This window comes from Leifsonia sp. NPDC058248 (assembly GCF_042881905.1).
Taxonomy (GTDB): Bacteria; Actinomycetota; Actinomycetes; order Actinomycetales; family Microbacteriaceae; genus Leifsonia.
Window position 1 is genome coordinate 82,849 of sequence record NZ_JBHVXB010000007.1, and the last position, 17,745, is coordinate 100,593.

The following is a 17,745-nucleotide window of genomic DNA, read 5'->3' on the forward strand; positions in this document are numbered from 1 at the left end:
ATCCACGATGATCGACAAAGTGGTCGCGAGCGCGGGGGAGGCGGTCGCCGACATCCCCGACGGCGCCTCGCTCGCCGTGGGCGGCTTCGGGCTGTGCGGCATCCCGAGCGTGCTCATCCAGGCGCTGCACGAGAAGGGCACCGACCGGCTCGAAGTGGTGAGCAACAACTGCGGTGTGGACGACTGGGGTCTGGGCATCCTGCTCGCGGACCGGCGCATCCGCAAGATGATCAGCTCGTACGTGGGCGAGAACAAGGAGTTCGCGCGGCAGTTCCTGTCGGGCGAGCTCGAGGTCGAGCTCACGCCGCAGGGCACGCTCGCCGAGAAGCTGCGCGCGGGCGGCGCCGGGATCCCGGCGTTCTACACGCCGGCGGGCGTCGGCACGCAGATCGCCGAGGGCGGTCTGCCGCGGCTGTACGCCGCCGACGGATCGGTCGCCGTGGCCTCCGAGCCGAAGGAGGTCCGCACCTTCGACGGCGCCGACTACGTGCTCGAACGGTCCGTCACCCCGGACTTCGCCCTGGTGCACGCGGCGAAGGGCGACCGCTACGGCAACCTGGTCTTCCACGCGGCGGCGATGAACTTCAACCCGCTCGCCGCGATGGCCGGACGGGTGACGATCGCCGAGATCGAAGAGCTGGTGGAGCCGGGCGACCTGGACCCGGCCGAGGTGCACACCCCCGGCATCTTCGTGCAGCGCGTCGTGCTCGCTCCGGATGTCGAGAAGCGGATCGAGCGGCGCACGGTGCGCCTCGCAGACGGGAGCGCACGATGAGCCTCACCCGCAACGAACTCGCCGCCCGCGTGGCCCTCGAGCTCGAGAACGGTCAGTACGTGAACCTGGGAATCGGGATGCCGACTCTCATCCCCAATTTCATCCCCGACGAGATCGAGGTCGTCCTGCACTCCGAGAACGGCGTGCTCGGAGTCGGACCGTATCCGGAGGACGACGCGGTCGACCCCGACCTGATCAACGCCGGCAAAGAGACCGTCACCGTCAAGCGCGGGGCGGCGTTCTTCGACTCGTCGCTGTCGTTCGGGATGGTGCGCGGCGGACACGTCGACGTCGCCGTGCTCGGCGCCATGGAGGTGTCCGAACGCGGCGACCTCGCCAACTGGATGATCCCCGGCAAGATGGTCAAAGGCATGGGAGGCGCGATGGACCTGGTCTTCGGCGCCAAGCGCCTCATCGTGATGATGGAGCACGTCGACCGCGATGGCCGTCCCAAGATCGTGCGCGAATGCTCGCTCCCGCTCACGGGCACCGGATGCGTCGACCGCATCATCACGGACCTCGCCGTCATCGACGTGGTCCAGAACGACACGGGGGCCGCATCGCTCGTCCTGCGCGAGCTGGCGCCGGGCGTCACCGTCGACGAGGTGGTCGCCGCGACCGGCGCACCGCTCACGATCGACCTGGCCGGGAGGGCGGCATGAAGGAGATCGAGCAGCGCGGGCTCTACTACGAGGAGTTCGAGCTGGAGACGCGGTACCTCCACCGTCCCGGGCGCACGGTCACCGAGGCGGACAACGTGTTCTTCACGACTCTCACGATGAACACCCAGGCGCTGCACCTCGACGCGGCGTGGTCGGCGCGGCAGCCGTTCGGGGAGCGTCTGGTGAACTCGATGTTCACCCTGGCGACGATCGTGGGTGCATCCGTCGCCCAGCTCACCCAGAGCACGATCGTGGCGAACCTGGGCTTCACCGACGTCACGTTCCCGCACCCGCTGCACCACGGCGACACGCTGTACTCGGAGACGGTCGTCACGGGCAAGCGGCTGTCGGCCTCGCGGCCGGGCCAGGGGATCGTCACGCTGGAGCACACCGGTCGCAACCAGGACGGCGTGGTGGTCGCGACGGCCACCCGCCAGGTCATGGTGTGGTGCCGGGACGCGTACGTGCAGGCGGTCGATGCATGACGGCGTTCCCGTGGGGGCCGGCCCTGCTGTTCTGTCCCGCCGACCGGCCCGAGCGCTACGCCAAGGCGCTCGAACGGGCGGATGCGGTCATCCTCGACCTCGAGGACGCCGTCGATCCTGAGCGCCGGATGCCCGCGCGCGAGGCTCTCGTCGCCGCCGCCGCGGACGAACGGCTCGACCCGTCCCGCGTCATCGTGCGGGTCAACCCGGCGGGCACGGACGACCACGCCGCCGACCTGGCGGCGCTCGCCGTGACGCCGTACCGTTCGGTGATGCTCCCGAAGGCGGAGGGGGTCGCCGAGCTCCGCGAACTCGCCGGACTCGACGTGGTCGCGCTGTGCGAGACGGCGGCGGGGGTGCAGGCCGCCCCGCAGCTCGCCGCGTCGCCCGGGGTGATCGCCCTGATGTGGGGTGCGGAAGACTTGATCGCCTCCTTGGGCGGCACGTCGAGCCGGCATCCGGATGGAACGTACCGGGATGTCGCGAGGCATGCGCGGTCGGCGGTGCTGCTCGCTGCCGGCGCGGCGGGCGTCGCGGCGATCGACACCGTGCACCTGGACATCGCCGACGTCGCCGGGCTCGCGGACGAGGCGGCGGATGCGGCGGCCGTCGGATTCGCCGCGACCGCGTGCATCCACCCGTCTCAAGTGGAGACGATCCGGGTCGCCTACCGGCCGTCGGAGGACGAGGTCGCGCACGCGCGGGCCCTTCTCGCGGCGGCCGGGACCGCCCGGGGAGTCTTCGCTTTCGAGGGCCGGATGGTCGACGGGCCGGTGATCGCGCACGCCCGATCGGTGCTCCGGAAAACCGGGCTGCACGGCTGAATTCTTGCGACTGCGCAACGTGATGAAACTGTGACCTAGCATTCTGTAACAGTTCACCCGGATCGCCACGGGCACGTCGGAGGTATGCCGTACGCTGCAAGTATGTAGCGAGAGACCGGGGCTCTCGAATCGATTCGAGTCGTGCAGGAGTAGGGGGAGGGGCATATGCCACAACTGCTACCTCTCCGGCTGCGTGACGCGGCCGCGAGACGAGCGGCGGCCGGCGCACAGTCCGCCGGCGAACAGTCCACTGGCGCACAGCCTGCCGACGTAACGGGTGTCGGCGAACAAGCCACTCCCGACGAGATCCTCGCCGCGTCGATCGGCGTCGAGACCGCGGCTCTGCCTCAGCTCGACCCGGCGCTCGAGCGCACCGGCCCGCTGTCGATCATCGCGCCCCGCCGCATCGGCGAGAGCGAGCTGGCGGTCTACCCGCTGTCGCTCGGTGCGAGCGTCTTCGGCTGGACGGCCGACGGCGACACCTCGCTCCGCATCCTCGACCGTTTCGCCTCGCTCGGCGGCAACTTCATCGACACCGCCGACAGCTACGTCGGCGGTCGCAGCGAAGTGCTCATCGGCAAGTGGATGCGCGAGCGCGGCAACCGCGAGCACGTCGTCCTGGCCACCAAGGTCGGCCGTCACCACGAGAACCCGGGCCTCGGCTCGGTCAGCATCGTGCGGGCGGTCGAAGCCTCCCTCGAGCGTCTACAGACCGATCACATCGACCTGCTCTACTTCCACGACGACGACCCCGACGTGCCGCTCGAAGACAGCCTCGCCACGGCGGAGTGGCTCATCGAGAGCGGCAAGGTGCGCTACCTGGCCGCATCCAACTTCAGCGCCGATCGCCTGATCGAGGCGCGCATCCTGTCGGCGACCGGCCTGCCCAAGTTCATCGCGGTCCAGACCCAGTACAACCTGATGCACCGCACGGAGTTCGAGAGCGCGCTGCGCATCGTCGCGTCGGCTCAGGGCCTCGCCGTGATGCCGTACTACGCGCTGGCCAACGGCTTCCTCACGGGCAAGTACCGCAGCAAAGACGACCTGAACGCCGACGCCCGCAGCATCCGCGCGGCCGCCTACGTCAACCGCCGCGGGCAGCGCGTGCTCGCCGCCCTCGACCGCGTCGCGGCCGAACACGAGTCGACGCCGGCCAGCGTGGCCATCGCCTGGCTGCTCGCCAAGCGCAATGTCGTCGCGCCGGTCGCCAGCGCGAGCCGCCCGGAACAGGTCGATGCCCTCATGGTCGCCGCCGGCATCCGCCTCACGCGCGCCCAGATGCTCGAGCTCGACCGCGTCTCGGAGTAGCCGCGGCTGCTGCTGTGGCTGCGTAGGTGCTGCTGACGCGTGCTGCGGCAGGTGCTGGTCGCTGCTGCGAGCGCTTCCGGCTGCTGCAGGTGTTTCCGGCAGCGCAGGTGCTTCCGGCTGGGATTCCCTGCGCGCGCCCGCCCGCCGGACCCATCTGGTGCGCACAACTCCGGAACATCCGCCCCCACGAGCCGAAATCCCACCGATTACGGGGCCATCCAACGGTGTGTCGACCGAATTCTCCGGAGTTGCCAGCATCCTGAATTCAGGACGGGCACAGCGCAGCGGCTACGCGTCGCGGAGGATGCGCTCCAGCGAGCGGTGCAGCGCGGCGCCCGCCGCGACCGGGTCGCCGACGTAGCCGCCGGCGAGGGCGCCGTCGCGGGCCAGGATGAGGTCGTCCGCGGCGTCGCCCGGGTGCGGGTGGCCGATCTCGCGGAACAGGGCCTCGATCCGGTGCGCGTACCAGTCCCGGTGCCGCGTCACGGCGACGCGGACCGGATGGTTCTCGTCGGCGAACTGGGCGGCCGCGTTGATGAACGGGTCGCCGCGGAACCCGGGCCGGATCGCCTCGACGTTGATCTCGTCGACGAGCGCCCTCGCGATCGCTCGCGGGTCGCCCAGCGTGCGCTCCTGCTCCTCGAACCAGTCGCGGATCTGCTTGTCGCGTCCTTCGACGTAGGCGATGATCAGCAGATCCTTCGACCGGTAGTGCTTGTAGAAGGTGGCTTTCGTCACGCGAGCGCCCGCGATGATGCGGTCGACGCCGACGGTGTGGATGCCCTCTTGGTAGAAGAGTTCGTCCGCTGTCGCGAGGATCTTGAGCTTCGACGGGGCGGGCGGCCGGATGGTCGCCCGGGCACTAACGACCATCCGGCACATCTCCAATTCTGGGGAGACGGTCGGGCCCGTCTCCTCGCGGTCGGGCATCCGGCGTTATGGGGGACCGTCGGATGCGTCTCGTTTAGACAGTATATAGGTAGACAGACCAGTCTGTTTGTCCCCATTTCCCTCTCAGGGATTCCATAGCTGCTGGCGTAGGGTGGAGGCGATGAACAGCGCAGTCGACCTTCCCCTTGGCCTGGCCGACCTTTCTTTCGCGGCGTCCGGCGAGGCGCTCGTCCGACGCACCGTACTCCCGAGCGGGGTCCGCATCCTGAGCGAACAGGTGCCTGGCGCGCGCAGCGCGACCCTCGGCTACTGGGTCGCGGTCGGTTCCCGTGACGAGACGGATGCGGTGCCCGCCACGAGCACGCGGCCCGCGATTCCGGCCAGTTTCGGCTCGACGCACTTCCTCGAGCACCTTCTCTTCAAGGGCACGCCGACGCGCACCGCCCTCGACATCGCGATCTCGTTCGACTCGGTCGGCGGCGAGCACAATGCGATGACGGCCAAGGAGTACACCTGCTACTACGCCAAGGTGCAGGATCGCGACCTCCCGATGGCGGTCGAGGTCATCTCCGACATGCTCACCTCCTCGCTGCTCGACCCCACCGAGTTCGAGAACGAGCGGGGCGTCATCCTCGAAGAGCTCTCGATGGCCGAAGACGACCCCGCCGACGTCGCGAACGAGCGGTTCTTCTCCGCCGTACTGGGGGCCCACCCGCTCGGCCGTCCCATCGGGGGCAGCCCGCAGACCATCCGCGACGCCACACGCGAGGCGGTGTGGGAGCACTACCGTGCCAACTACCGCCCCCAGGATCTCGTCATCACAGCGGCCGGAGCCGTCGACCACGAACTGCTCGTCAACGGCGTCGTCCGGGCCCTCGAGGCGGCCGGCTGGGACCTCTCACACGAGGCCGCACCGGTCGAGCGCCGCAGCACGACGCCCGCCGCGATCGCCCGAGCGTCGCAGGTGGTCGCCGTCCAGCGCCCGATCGAGCAGGTGAACCTGCTGATCGGCGTTCCCGGAATCGTCGCCACCGACGAACGCCGCACCGCGATGAGCGTCCTCAACTCGGTGCTCGGCGGCGGGATGTCCAGCCGTCTCTTCCAGGAAGTCCGCGAGAAGCGCGGACTCGCCTACGCCGTCTACTCCTTCTCCGGGGCATACTCCGACGCCGGGGTGTTCGGCCTCTACGCCGGATGCGCTCCCGCCAAGGCCACCCAGGTCGGCGAGCTGATGCTCGGCGAACTCCACCGCCTCGCCGAAGGCGGTGTGACGCCCGACGAACTCCGCCGCGCGGTCGGACAGCTCTCCGGCGGCGCCGCCCTGGCGCTCGAAGACTCCGACACCAGGATGTCCAGGCTCGGTCGGGCCGAGATCAGTCTGGGCGAGTTCTCCGACCTCGATGAAAGCCTCCGCCGTCTGCACCTCGTCACCGCCGACGACGTGCGCGAACTGGCCGCCGACCTGGCCGGGCGCCAGGTCTCCATCTCCGCGGTCGGGAGCGTGACCGACGACATGTTCGCCGGCCTCGTCTCCTGACCTCCTCCTGTTCAACGAACCATCCGAAAGGCCAAAACCGGTGCCCCACTACCTCTACCTCGTTCGCCACGGCGAGCAGCAGGATGCCGAGCACGGACTCCCCGACGGACCCCTCTCTCCGCGCGGCAAGCGGCAAGCGCAGCTGATCGCCGAACGTCTGGGCGGCATCCCGTTCACCGGCATGTACCACTCGCCGCTGAACCGCGCAGCGGAGACCGCCGCGATCATGGCCGAACGGATGCCCGCGCTCACGCCCGAGCCGTCGAGCCTGCTCTTCGACTGCATCCCGTCGGGCCCCACCCCCGACATGCCCCGCGCATTCGAGTCGTTCTTCGGAGCGGTGACCGCGGCCGAGATCGAGGCCGGCCGGGCGCAGATGGAGGACGCGGTGAGCGAGTTCCTTACCCCGGCGCGCGGCGACAGGCACGACCTGCTCATCACGCACAACTTCGTGATCGGCTGGTTCGTGCGACACGTCTTCGACGCTCCCGAGTGGCGCTGGCTGGGACTGAACCAGGCGAATTGCGGTCTCACGATCATCCGTGTGCGCTCGGCGAAGCCGCCGGTCCTCGTCGTGCACAACGACCTCGGCCATCTGCCCGTCGAACTGCGCACCGGCCTGCCGGAGCTGCAGCCCGTCTGACCCGCCGCCGACCCGCCGCCTGCCAACGCTCGCCACACCCGACTTGTTGGCTCGAAAGCGCCGGTTTCGAGCCAACAAGTCCGGACTCGATCGCGACGCCCCGCCGCAGCCGTCAGACGAGCTGCTTGCGGAACCAATCGGTCGCGTTGGGATTGTCGTTGTACGGCTGGATGTCCTCGTAGCCGTGGCTCCGATACAGTCCGCCGGCCGCCTCGAGGCTCGCGTTCGTGTCGAGCACGACCTCGGTGGCGCCGAAGCCCCGGGCACGGTGCTCCAGCTCGCTCAGGATGCCGCGCCCGAATCCGCGCCCACGGTGCGACGGCGTCACCCACAAGTGCTTGATCTCGTACCGCACCACCGGTATCTCCGGGTCGGCGTCCGCGAGCGGCACCCGAAGCTCCCGGATGCCCCCGCAGCCGGCCTCGAGACCGTCTTCGTCGTACGCCAGCAGGAACACCCCGGCCGGTGGTGCGAACTGCGCCGGGTCGGGCAACGTCGTGCGATAGGCGCCCTGCGTGGCGGGGAAGCTCGCGGCGCGTTCGGCGAAGTACTGGGAGAGCATCCGGTGGGCTGTCGCGTCTGTGACCGCGACATCGGCAAATGACACCATCTGCCCAGCGTAGTTCCGCCCGGCGACCGCCGGAGTGCCGCACCGTTCGCGCCGGGTAGATTGGTCGGGTGACTATTCGCGTTGCCGTCGCTGGTGCGACCGGAAAGCTGGGCTCCGTCGCGGTTCGGCTGATCGAGCAGGCCGACGATCTCGAGCTCGTGGCCCGGCTGGACTCCCGCTCATCCCTGAACGAGATGCTGGACGCCGAGGTGCTCGTCGATATGACCCTCCCGGCTGTGAGCCCCGACATCGTCGCCTTCGCGGTCGATCACGGGCTGAAGGTGCTGATCGGCACGTCGGGCTGGTCGGCCGACCGCATCCTCGACCTCGAGCGCCGTGTCGCAGCGAACGCGCGCTCCGGCGCCGTCGTCATCCCCAATTTCTCTCTCGGCTCCGCCCTCGGCACGGCGTTCGCCACCGTCGCGGCTCGGTTCTTCGACTCCATCGAGATCATCGAGGCGCACGGCGAGGGCAAGGTCGACTCGCCGTCGGGCACCGCCGTCCGCACCGCCGAGCTGATCGGCGCCGCGCGCGCCGAACGGGGGCCCGTGGATGCTCCGCACACCGATCAGCGCGCCCGCGGCCAGCAGGTGGCCAGCGTCCCGATCCACAGTCTCCGGATGCGCGGCGTCGCCGCCCAGCAGCAGGTGATCTTCGGCGGTGCGGGTGAGACCCTCACGATCCGCCACGACACGATCGGCTCGGAGTCGTACGAAGCGGGGATCCTGCTCGCCCTGCGTGCCGCGGCGACGGCCACGACCGTCACCGTCGGGCTCGACAGGCTGGTCGATCTCGGCATCGCGGAGCCGAACGGCGAACCGCCTCGTCCCACCGTGCGCGAGACCGCGTGAGAAACCGCATCGCCGCCATCATCATGGCGGTCATCCTGGCCCTCTACCTGGTGCTGGTGTTCCAGCGGGCCATCATGCTGATGGCCACCGGGGAGGGCATCGCCATCGCGATGGGCGTCGCTCTGCTCGTGCTGCCGTTCATCGCCGCCTGGGCCATCGGCCGGGAGCTGCTGTTCGGTGCGCGCACCGAGAAGCTGGTGAAGCTGCTCGACGCCGAGGGCGGCCTGCCGGTCGAAGAGCTGCCGCACCGGGCGAGCGGGCGTCCGCTCCGGGACGCCGCCGACGCCGAGTTCCCGCGGTACAAGGCGGAGGTGGAGCAGGCTCCCGAGAGCTGGCGGGCCTGGTTCCGCCTCGGGCTCGCCTACGACGCGTCGGGCGATCGGCGGCGGGCGCGGGCCGCGCTGCGCGAGTCGATCCGTCTCTACCGCGCGGAGGCGCGCGCGAAGGCCTGACAGCAGGCGCGGCATCGGACCGCGAGAACGGACCCTAGCGCTCCGCGACCAGCCGGTTCATCGCATCCTGGACGGTGCGGTCGCGGAACTCGAACCCGTCGGCCAGCAGTTTCTCGGGGATCACCTTCAGGCTGGACAGCAGCAGCTCCCGCCCCGCGTCCTGCAGCGCGAGCGTGACGACCTTCTCCGGCAGCGGAAGCCCGTACGGACGGTGAACCGCCGACGCGAGCGCCCGGAGCACCGCATCCGCCGTGGCCGGTTTCGGTCCGACGACGTTCACCGGGCCTTCGAGGCTCGACGAGAGCAGGTGCACGATGGCCGCCGCTTCGTCGTGCAGGCTCACCCACGGCCAGTGCTGACCGCCGGTGCCGATCGGGCCGGCGAGCCCGAGCTTCGCCATCGGCAGCAGCGGCGTCATCGCACCGCCGTGCCCGACCACTACGCCGGTGCGCACGGTGACCACGCGGGTCTTCTCCGGTGCCAGGTGCGCGGCCGACTCCCAGGCCTCGACGACGTCGGTGAGGAAGCCCGTTCCGCGGATCGACGTCTCCGTGAGCTTCTGGCCCGGCCGGTCGCCGTAGAAGCCGACCGCCGAGCCGCTCACGAACACGCCTGGCGCGTGCGCTGCCATGCGCATCGCATCCGTGAGCGTGTGCGTCGCCTCGAGGCGCGACGCGAGGATCTCGCGCTTATACCCGGAGGTCCACGGCAGTCGGCTGAGCGAGGCGCCCGACAGGTTGACCACGGCGTCGGCGCGCTCCATCAGCGTGAAGTCGAGCATGCGAGCGGTCGGCGCCCAGTTGAACTCGTCGTCGGAGCGCGGAGCGCGCCGCACCAGGCGCCAGACCTCGTGACCGGCCTCCTCCAGCTGCCGCGTGAGCTCCGTGCCGATCATGCCGGAGGCGCCCGCGATGAGCACCCGCACGGTGCTATGCCAGGCGGGCTTCGATGGTGATCGGGATGCCCACCAGTGCGCGCGACACGGGGCATGTGGACTTGGCCTCATCCGCCAGTCGCTGGAAGTCCTCGTCGCTGATGCCGGGGACCGACGCGGTGACGACCAGGTGGCTGCCGGTGACGCCCTGGGCGGGGTCGAACCCGACGGCGGCGGAGACCCGGATGCTCTCAGCAGTCGTGCCGAAGCCGGCGAGGATGTTCGAGAACGCCATCGAGAAGCAGGCCGAGTGCGCGGCGCCGAGGAGCTCCTCCGGCGTGGTGGTGTCGTTGCTGCCCTTCGAGCGCGCGGCCCAGGTCACCGGGAGCCGAGCGGCGCCCGACGAGTCGAGCGTCACGGTTCCGGAGCCCGATTTGAGGTCGCCGTTCCAGACGGTGGTCGACGTGCTCGTGACGGCCGTAGTTGACTCGCTGGTGACTGACATTGAGACCTCCCGTGTAGATGCCGAGCGGCACCTCGCCGACGGCTTGTCAAGCCTACTGGCGGCCCCCGACGCCGATTCAGGGTGCACGGGGGATTCCCGGGAAGCGATCAGGCGGTGGCCGCACTGCGGCGGCGGATGACTCCGGCCCGCACCAGGAGGAGGTAGATCTGGCAGCCGAGGCAGTAGCCGAACACCGCATTGAGGAAGGCCACGACGAACGCGAGAGCCGCGGCGATGGGGAGGACGTACGGCACTCCGAGCAGGTGCAGCAGCAGACCGAGGCCGGTGACGACCAGACCGACGCCCTGTGCGAACGTCGGCGGGGCCGGGTCCTCGCGCTCCGTCGGCGGGGCGAGCCGCGGCCGGATCAGGGTCCGGAACAGCAGCCCGTAGGGATGCCTGCGGATGCCCGCGAAGGCGCCCCACGCGAACAGCAGCGCGATCGCGAGCAGAAGCACGAAAGCCGCGGTGGTCGCGCCGACGAGACCCAGGAACAGGTCGACGAGGAGCAGCACGGCGGTGATGCCGGCGCCGAAGCGGGGCGAGCGCGGGTCGATGCCCGCGGTCTCAGGCTGAGCGGACATGGTTTCTCCCGAGGAGGTCGTCGAGCATGGATCGCACGTCGCCGGCGCGGGCGGCGCCTCCGATGCGTGCGCGGACCGTTCCGGACCCGTCGAGCACGAGGGTCGTGGGGGTCTGCAGGATGCCGAAGCGCTGTGCGAGGTCCGGCCGGTCGGTGAGGTCCACCTCGAGGTGGTCGACCCCCTCGAGGTCCGAGCCGATCTCGCCGAGGACCCGTGCCGTGGCGCGGCAGGGGGCGCAGTACTCGGTGGAGAACTGGAGGAGGGTGGCCCGCTCGCCGAGCGACGGAGCGCCCACGTCGGCGGCGGCGATGCGCTCGCCGCCCCGGGTGGGGCGCACGCGGCCCGTGGTGGCGCGCCAGAGCAGGCCGGCCGCCGTGGCGACGACGACCAGGCCGAGCAGCACAGCGCCCGCCGTGAACCCATCCATGATCGGCGACACTACGCGGGCGGAGGCGGCCGCGGCGGAGTGTGACAGCAGATTACGCGCCGGCCGATTCGCTCGAACCGCTAGCCTTGAGACATGTCGTCCTCCACGAACCCGTTCGGCCAGGTACTCGTCGCACTGGTCACCCCGTTCACCGCCGATGGCGAAGTCGACTGGGCCGGCGTGGAGAAGCACATCGACGACGTCATCTCCGCGGGGGCCGACGGCATCGTCGTGACCGGCACCACGGGGGAGACCTCGACCCTCACCGACCAGGAGAAGCTGCGCCTGGTCGAAGTGGGCAAAGACGTGGCGGCCGGCCGCGCGAAGATCATCACCGGCGGAGGCTCGAACGAGACGGCGCACGCCATCCAGCTCTACCAGCAGAGCGAGAGGGCGGGCGCCGACGGCGTGATGATCGTCACTCCGTATTACAACAAGCCCACTCAGGCGGGCATCCTGACCCACTTCCGGATGATCGCCGACTCCACCGACCTGCCGGTGATCCTCTACGACATCCCGGGCCGCACCGGAGTGCCGATCAAGTACGAGACCATCCTGCGCATCGCCAAGCACCCCAACGTGCTCGCCATCAAAGATGCGAAGGGCGACTTCAGCGAAGTCAGCCGGGTCCTCAACCAGACCGACCTGCTCTACTTCTCGGGCGACGACGCCAATGTGCTCCCGCACCTGGCGATCGGGGCGACAGGGCTGATCGGTGTCACGGCGAACATCGCCGCCCGGCCCTATCGCCAGATCGTGGATGCGGTCAACGCGGGCGACCTGAAGACCGCAACCATCGCGCACCAGCAGCTCGAACCGCTCGTGCGCGCCGTGATGACCCATGTCCCGGGAACGGTCGCTGCCAAGTACATCCTGCACGGCCTCGGCCGCATCTCCAGCCCGCGGGTGCGCCTTCCGCTCGTCGGTCCCGAGGAGTGGGAGGCCGCGCAGATCGAAGACGAGCTCGACCTGGTCAAGAACATCCCGGGCGTCGACTTCTCCAATTTCCGGCCCGACCGCAACGCCGCCGCCGGTGGCGCGCTGCCGAAGATCGCCGGAACCACACGCTAGGGGCCGTGCCACTGCACGGCTCGCACCACCAGAGGCGCTGAAGCGCCCGCAATACGTATAGGAGGGCACATGCCCAACCTCGTCTCCGATCCTCCCGCGCTCGCGCCGGGCACGCTCAGGATCATCCCCACCGGCGGTCTCGGCGAGATCGGCCGCAACATGACCGTCTTCGAATTCGAGGGCAAGATCCTCATCGTCGACTGCGGCGTGCTCTTCCCCGAGGAGAACCAGCCGGGCGTCGACCTGATCCTGCCCGACTTCGCGCCGGTCCGTGACCGCCTCGACGACATCGTCGGCGTCGTGCTCACCCACGGTCACGAAGACCACATCGGCGCGGTGCCGTATCTGCTGCGCCTGCGCGCGGACATCCCCCTGATCGGCTCGGGACTCACCCTGGCGTTCGTGGAGGCCAAGCTCAAGGAGCACCGCATCCAGCCCTACACCCTCACGGTCAAGGAGGGGCAGCACGAGCAGCTCGGCCCGTTCTCGCTCGAGTTCGTCGCCGTGAACCACTCGATCCCGGATGCTCTCGCTGTCGCCATCACCACGCCGGCCGGCGTCGTGCTGCACACCGGCGACTTCAAGATGGACCAGCTCCCGCTCGACGACCGGATCACCGACCTGCGCGCCTTCGCCCGCCTCGGCGAGAAGGGCGTCGACCTGTTCATGACCGACTCCACGAACGCCGACGTGCCCGGGTTCACCCCGCTGGAGCGCTCGATCGGACCGGTGCTCGACAACGTCATCGCCCGGGCCCCCCGCCGCGTGATCGTGGCCAGCTTCTCGAGCCACGTCCACCGTGTGCAGCAGGTGCTCGACGCCGCGGCCGACAACGGCCGCCGCGTCGCCCTCCTCGGGCGCTCGATGGTGCGCAACATGGGCATCGCGGCCGATCTCGGCTACTTGAAGGTCCCGGAGGGCGTGCTCATCGACTACAAGAAGGCCGCCGACCTCCCCGACGACGAGATCGTCTACATGTCGACCGGCTCGCAGGGCGAGCCGATGGCGGTCCTCGCCCGCATGGCGAACCTCGACCACCAGATCGAGGTCGGCGAGGGAGACACGGTCATCCTGGCCTCCAGCCTCATCCCCGGCAACGAGAACGCGGTGTACCGCGTGATCGACGGTCTCACCAAGCTCGGGGCGACCGTGGTGCACAAGGGAAACGCGAAGGTGCACGTCTCCGGCCACGCGGCCGCCGGCGAGCTGCTCTACTGCTACAACATCGTGAAGCCCAAGAACGTGATGCCCGTGCACGGCGAATGGCGTCACCTCGTGGCGAACGCGCGCCTCGCGATGGACACGGGTGTGCCGCACGAGAACACGATCCTCGCGGAGGACGGGACCGTCATCGATCTGCGGGACGGCGTCGCGCGCATCGTCGGCCAGCTCGACCTCGGCTTCGTCTACGTCGACGGCTCGAGCGTCGGCGAGATCACGGATGCCGACCTCAAGGACCGCCGGATCCTCGGTGAGGAGGGCTTCATCTCGATCATCGTCGTCGTGGAGGCCACCACCGGGCGCATCGTCACCGGCCCGGAGATCCACGCCCGCGGATTCGCCGAGGACGACGCGGTCTTCGACACGGTCAAGCCGAAGATCGCCGCCGCGCTCGCCGAGGCCGCCCACAACGGCGTGCGCGACCCGCACGCGATGTCGCAGGTCGTCCGCCGAACGGTCGGACGCTGGGTGAACACGAGCTATCGGCGCCGCCCGATGATCGTGCCGCTCGTGATCGAGGCGTAGCGACACCGGGGCCGGCATCCGTAACCCGCCCGAAACCTGAGCGCGAGTAACGTTCGTCTATGACGTCGTTCCAGATCAGGCCTGCGACGAGCGAGGATGCGCGGTTCCTCGCCGACATGCTCGTCGAGGCCGCCAACTGGAGCCACCTGCACACCCGGTCACGGGTGGCCGTGCTCGAAGACCCGCACATCTCGCACTACATCGCGGGCTGGAAGCGGCCGGGCGACTTCGGCTCGGTCGCCGTGGACGCGCACGGGATCGCCATCGGCGGCTGCTGGGGCAGGCTCTTCCCGGCGAACGCGCCCGGTCACGGTTTCGTGGCGGTCGGAGTCCCCGAGCTCACGCTCGGCGTCAACACCCAGTGGCGGGCGTTGGGCGTCGGCCGGGCCCTGCTTCAGGCGGTCGGACAGCAGGCGAAGGCGGCCGGCCACTCGCGGCTGAGCCTCAGCGTCGAGCGCGCCAACTTCGCCCAGCGGCTGTACGTGAGCGAGGGCTTCATCACCGTGGAGTCCGGCACCGGGTCCGACACGATGGTCCGCGCCGTCCGCTGAGCGGTGCCTGCACACCGAGTCCGGGGCATCCGGGCTCGGCACGCGGTCGGCGGCGATTTCGCACAACTCAGCGCGGTAACCACGGGATGACGGGGGCGCGAAGTACCGTGGAGCCTATGGCTACGAGCACCAAGTCGACATCGCGCGCCCGGAACTCCTCCGGCCGCGGCGGTTCGGCCGCGCGCAAGCCGGCGGCGAAGACGGCGGCCCAGAAGACGGTCGCCTACCCGACGGCCGACGCGAGGGCCAATCCGTTCGCCCGCGCCTGGCTGGGACTGGCGCACCTCACGGGCGCCGCCTTCCGCGCACTCGGACCCGAGAAGCTGGCCAAGGACGAGCGCCGCGACGGCTTCCCCTTCTTCCTCGTGCTGCTCGCGGTCGCCGGAGCCGTCGTCGAATGGTTCCTCATCGACAACGACATCGCCCGGATGCTCGACGCCTGGACCTTCGGCGGACTGTTCGGCCGCGTCGCCTTCGCCCTCCCGGTGATCATGGTGCTCTTCGCGGCCTGGCTGTTCCGCCATCCCAGCTCCGTGCACGACAACACGCGTATCGGGATCGGGCTCGGCATCCTGCTGCTCACCATCTCGGGACTCTGCCACCTCTTCAGCTCGCACCCGTCACCGAGCGGCGGCATGGGCAAGCTCGCGGAGGCCGGCGGCGTGCTCGGCTGGCTACTCGCCGCGCCCCTGTCGACCGTCATCACGCCGTACGGCGCGGGCGCCGTGATCATCGTGCTGCTCATCCTGAGCCTGTTCATCATCACGAAGACCCCGCCGAACAAGGTCGGCGGGCGTGTCCGCGAGCTCTACGCCTACCTCTTCGGCGCGCAGCTGCCGACCGAGGAGGAGCGCCAGGCGGTCAAGGACGCCAAGACCCAGCAGGTCGAGCTCGACGGCATCGACGAGCCCGAGGGCGAGGGGAACCTCCCGTGGTGGCGGCGCAACAAGTCGCAGCGTGAAGAGGACCCGGCGTACGACAGTCCGGTGATCGGCGACAGCGTCACCGAGATCTTCGGCGCGCAGGCCGCGGGCAAGGGCGAGTTCACCACGGCGCTCCAGCCCGATCCCGCCAGCGACCATTACAACACCGAGGTGCTCAGCGAGCTCGCTCTCGCCGAGGAGGCCGTCAAGCGGTTCACGGGCGAGGTCGCCCTCGGGGGAGCGCACCCCACCGGGCTCCAGGCCGACGGCCCCGTGCCGACCGCTCCCGGAGTGCTTCCCGGCTTCTCCGCCGGCGTCGACGACTTCGACGAGGCCCAGGTCGCACCGGCCGCACCCGAAGAGCCGACCGCGCCGTACCGCCTGCCCTCCGCGGCGATGCTCTCGGCCGGCACGCCGCCGAAGGCCCGCTCGAGCGCCAACGAGGAGATCGTCACGTCGATCACCGAGGTGCTCGATCAGTTCGGCGTCGACGCGAAGGTCACCGGCTATTCGCGCGGCCCGACCGTGACCCAGTACGAGATCGAACTGGGCCCGGGCGTGAAGGTCGAGCGGGTGACGGCGCTCAGCAAGAACCTGTCGTACGCGGTGGCGAGCAACGAGGTGCGCATCCTCTCGCCGATCCCCGGCAAGAGCGCGATCGGCATCGAGATCCCCAACTCCGATCGCGAGATCGTCTCCCTGGGCGACGTGCTCCGGTCGGGCGCGTCCGCCAAGAGCACGCATCCCATGACGATCGGCGTCGGCAAAGACGTGGGCGGCGGCTACGTCGTCGCCAACCTCGCCAAGATGCCGCACCTCCTGGTGGCCGGCTCCACCGGGTCGGGCAAGTCGAGCTTCGTCAACTCGATGATCACCAGCCTGCTGATGCGCGCCAAGCCGGCCGATGTCCGCATGGTGCTCATCGACCCGAAGCGCGTGGAGCTCACGATCTACGCCGGGGTGCCGCACCTGATCACGCCCATCATCACGAACCCCAAGAAGGCGGCCGAAGCGCTGCAGTGGGTCGTGAAAGAGATGGACATGCGCTACGACGACCTGGCGAGCTTCGGCTTCCGTCACATCGACGACTTCAACAAGGCCGTCGTGAACAACGAGATCGTGCTCCCGGCCGGCAGCGAGCGCAAGCTCAAGCCGTACCCCTACCTGCTCGTCGTGGTCGACGAGCTCGCCGACCTGATGATGGTCGCCCCGCGCGACGTCGAGGACTCCATCGTGCGGATCACGCAGCTGGCGCGAGCATCCGGAATCCACCTGGTCCTCGCGACGCAGCGGCCCTCCGTCGACGTGGTGACCGGACTCATCAAGGCCAACGTCCCGTCGCGGCTGGCGTTCGCCGTCACCAGCGTCACCGACTCCCGCGTCATCCTCGACCAGCCGGGCGCCGACAAGCTGATCGGCCAGGGCGACGCGCTGTTCCTGCCGATGGGCGCCTCCAAGGCGATCCGGGTGCAGGGCGCGTGGGTCAACGAGGCGGAGATCCAGAAGGTCGTCGACCATGTCACGCGCCAAGCGCGCCCGGAGTACCGGCAGGACGTCGCGGCGCAGGCGGAGAAGAAGCAGATCGACTCCGACATCGGCGACGACATCGAGCTGCTGCTCGCGGCGGCCGAGCTGGTCGTGTCGACGCAGTTCGGGTCCACCTCGATGCTGCAGCGCAAGCTGCGGGTCGGCTTCGCCAAAGCGGGACGCCTGATGGACCTGCTCGAGTCGCGGGAGATCGTCGGGCCGTCCGAGGGCTCCAAAGCCCGCGATGTCCTCGTCACGGCGGAGCAGCTGCCTGCCGTCCTCGCCACGTTGCGCGGCGAGGAGCCGCCGGGCGGCGCTGCCGCCGCCGGAGGTTCGCCGGCGGCGTCGGGATCGGCCTCGACGACAGTGCAGCAAAGCGCCGCGCACGACACCTACGACCAGTACGCAGGTGACCCCGTCGCGCGGATGACCGAGGGCTATCCTGAGGTGGAAGGCACCTCGGACGAGGACGCCTGGCAGCTGACCGACAGGGAGTAGA

19 protein-coding genes are annotated in these 17,745 nt (G+C 69.7%); 13 read left to right on the forward strand and 6 right to left on the reverse strand.

What is annotated here, in order from left to right; translation table 11 throughout:
- Positions 1–7 precede the first annotated feature (7 nt).
- From ACFVV5_RS12790 to ACFVV5_RS12810, 5 genes are all read left to right on the forward strand, one after another.
- Positions 8–775: a CoA transferase subunit A gene (locus ACFVV5_RS12790; RefSeq protein ID WP_387244369.1), complete on the forward strand. Its 768-nt coding sequence runs from the start codon at positions 8–10 to the stop codon at positions 773–775.
- The gene (locus ACFVV5_RS12795; RefSeq protein WP_387244372.1) at positions 772–1,437 is read left to right on the forward strand and encodes a 3-oxoacid CoA-transferase subunit B; all 666 of its coding nucleotides are present in this window, start codon (positions 772–774) and stop codon (positions 1,435–1,437) included. Before ACFVV5_RS12790 ends, ACFVV5_RS12795 begins: the two co-directional genes overlap by 4 nt.
- Complete coding sequence (locus tag ACFVV5_RS12800; RefSeq protein WP_387244375.1) at positions 1,434–1,922, forward strand: MaoC family dehydratase; 489 nt, start codon at positions 1,434–1,436, stop codon at positions 1,920–1,922. Before ACFVV5_RS12795 ends, ACFVV5_RS12800 begins: the two co-directional genes overlap by 4 nt.
- Positions 1,919–2,746, forward strand: coding sequence for an HpcH/HpaI aldolase/citrate lyase family protein (locus tag ACFVV5_RS12805; RefSeq protein ID WP_387244378.1), 828 nt, complete (start codon positions 1,919–1,921; stop codon positions 2,744–2,746). Before ACFVV5_RS12800 ends, ACFVV5_RS12805 begins: the two co-directional genes overlap by 4 nt.
- Positions 2,747–2,911: 165 nt before the next feature.
- Positions 2,912–4,054, forward strand: coding sequence for an aldo/keto reductase (locus tag ACFVV5_RS12810; protein WP_387244381.1), 1,143 nt, complete (start codon positions 2,912–2,914; stop codon positions 4,052–4,054).
- Positions 4,055–4,342: 288 nt separating this feature from the next.
- Here the strand turns inward: ACFVV5_RS12810 and ACFVV5_RS12815 are convergent, their stop codons facing one another.
- Entirely contained in the window at positions 4,343–4,927 is a 585-nt protein-coding gene (locus tag ACFVV5_RS12815; protein ID WP_387244384.1) for a TetR/AcrR family transcriptional regulator, read from the reverse strand.
- A 178-nt stretch (positions 4,928–5,105) separates the two neighbouring features.
- On the opposite strand from ACFVV5_RS12815, the gene ACFVV5_RS12820 reads away from it, so the two are divergent.
- Both ACFVV5_RS12820 and ACFVV5_RS12825 read left to right on the forward strand, forming a co-directional pair.
- Positions 5,106–6,482 (forward strand): M16 family metallopeptidase, encoded by a 1,377-nt coding sequence (locus tag ACFVV5_RS12820; protein WP_387244387.1) that lies wholly within the window; start codon positions 5,106–5,108, stop codon positions 6,480–6,482.
- A gap of 40 nt (positions 6,483–6,522) precedes the next feature.
- Positions 6,523–7,125 (forward strand): histidine phosphatase family protein, encoded by a 603-nt coding sequence (locus tag ACFVV5_RS12825; protein ID WP_387244390.1) that lies wholly within the window; start codon positions 6,523–6,525, stop codon positions 7,123–7,125.
- Between the two features lie 112 nt (positions 7,126–7,237).
- On the opposite strand, the gene ACFVV5_RS12830 is transcribed toward ACFVV5_RS12825, so the two are convergent.
- A complete protein-coding gene (locus ACFVV5_RS12830) occupies positions 7,238–7,735 on the reverse strand; it encodes a GNAT family N-acetyltransferase (protein ID WP_387244393.1) in 498 nt (165 codons plus the stop codon).
- Positions 7,736–7,803: 68 nt separating this feature from the next.
- On the opposite strand from ACFVV5_RS12830, the gene dapB reads away from it, so the two are divergent.
- Positions 7,804–8,586 carry a 4-hydroxy-tetrahydrodipicolinate reductase gene (gene dapB, locus ACFVV5_RS12835; RefSeq protein WP_387244396.1) on the forward strand — a complete coding sequence of 261 codons (783 nt, stop codon included), beginning with the start codon at positions 7,804–7,806 and terminating at the stop codon, positions 8,584–8,586.
- A gap of 23 nt (positions 8,587–8,609) precedes the next feature.
- A complete protein-coding gene (locus ACFVV5_RS12840) occupies positions 8,610–9,038 on the forward strand; it encodes a hypothetical protein (protein ID WP_387244964.1) in 429 nt (142 codons plus the stop codon).
- 34 nt (positions 9,039–9,072) lie between these two features.
- Here ACFVV5_RS12840 and ACFVV5_RS12845 read toward each other — a convergent pair whose 3' ends face one another.
- The 4 genes from ACFVV5_RS12845 to ACFVV5_RS12860 form a co-directional block, all read right to left on the reverse strand.
- Positions 9,073–9,963: a TIGR01777 family oxidoreductase gene (locus tag ACFVV5_RS12845; protein WP_387244399.1), complete on the reverse strand. Its 891-nt coding sequence runs from the start codon at positions 9,961–9,963 to the stop codon at positions 9,073–9,075.
- A gap of 4 nt (positions 9,964–9,967) precedes the next feature.
- A complete protein-coding gene (locus ACFVV5_RS12850) occupies positions 9,968–10,417 on the reverse strand; it encodes an OsmC family peroxiredoxin (RefSeq protein WP_387244402.1) in 450 nt (149 codons plus the stop codon).
- A gap of 107 nt (positions 10,418–10,524) precedes the next feature.
- A complete protein-coding gene (locus ACFVV5_RS12855; RefSeq protein WP_387244405.1) occupies positions 10,525–11,001 on the reverse strand; it encodes a DUF4395 domain-containing protein in 477 nt (158 codons plus the stop codon).
- Positions 10,985–11,428, reverse strand: coding sequence for a TlpA family protein disulfide reductase (locus ACFVV5_RS12860; protein WP_387244408.1), 444 nt, complete (start codon positions 11,426–11,428; stop codon positions 10,985–10,987). The genes ACFVV5_RS12855 and ACFVV5_RS12860 overlap by 17 nt, the downstream gene beginning before the upstream one ends.
- 93 nt (positions 11,429–11,521) lie before the next feature.
- On the opposite strand from ACFVV5_RS12860, the gene dapA reads away from it, so the two are divergent.
- The 4 genes from dapA (at position 11,522) to ACFVV5_RS12880 (ending at position 17,744) form a co-directional block, all read left to right on the forward strand.
- On the forward strand, positions 11,522–12,499 hold the full coding sequence (gene dapA / locus ACFVV5_RS12865) for a 4-hydroxy-tetrahydrodipicolinate synthase (RefSeq protein ID WP_387244411.1): 978 nt from the start codon (positions 11,522–11,524) through the stop codon (positions 12,497–12,499).
- Positions 12,500–12,568: 69 nt separating this feature from the next.
- The gene (locus tag ACFVV5_RS12870; RefSeq protein WP_387244414.1) at positions 12,569–14,245 is read left to right on the forward strand and encodes a ribonuclease J; all 1,677 of its coding nucleotides are present in this window, start codon (positions 12,569–12,571) and stop codon (positions 14,243–14,245) included.
- A 59-nt stretch (positions 14,246–14,304) separates the two neighbouring features.
- Positions 14,305–14,796: a GNAT family N-acetyltransferase gene (locus ACFVV5_RS12875; protein WP_387244417.1), complete on the forward strand. Its 492-nt coding sequence runs from the start codon at positions 14,305–14,307 to the stop codon at positions 14,794–14,796.
- A 116-nt stretch (positions 14,797–14,912) separates the two neighbouring features.
- Positions 14,913–17,744, forward strand: a complete 2,832-nt coding sequence (locus tag ACFVV5_RS12880; protein ID WP_387244420.1) for a DNA translocase FtsK 4TM domain-containing protein — start codon at positions 14,913–14,915, stop codon at positions 17,742–17,744.
- The last annotated feature ends 1 nt before the right edge of the window (position 17,745 follow it).